This window comes from Halomonas sp. SIMBA_159 (assembly GCF_046536035.1).
GTDB classification, from domain to species: domain Bacteria; phylum Pseudomonadota; class Gammaproteobacteria; order Pseudomonadales; family Halomonadaceae; genus Vreelandella; species Vreelandella venusta_A.
The window spans coordinates 1-235 of record NZ_JAWJBT010001627.1 but is presented as its reverse complement, the minus strand read 5'-3'; the positions used below and the strand labels follow the sequence as shown (position 1 = coordinate 235).

1 protein-coding gene is annotated in these 235 nt (G+C 49.4%); it reads right to left on the bottom strand.

What is annotated here, in order from left to right:
• Positions 1–235, bottom strand: a 235-nt coding sequence (locus R0J87_RS24720) for a hypothetical protein (protein ID WP_498889679.1), incomplete at both ends; no start/stop codon positions are given.

The window sequence follows — 235 nt, the reverse complement described above, 5'->3', positions numbered from 1 at the left end:
AATAGAGCTTTTCATTGATCAATTGCTTGCGGTCCAGGTAAGCCAAATAACCGGCGATGGCCAATAATAGCAGAATCAAGGCCGACACGACAAAGGCCAAGCCCATGTCGTTGAAGGAAGTCATTTCTGCTGGTGCAGCAGTATAACTGACTGCCTGCATCCCGGCATAATGCGCACCAGAAATCATGGCGCCGAGAATGATGGCGCTCAGAAGTTTTCTGGCAGAAGATTCCGA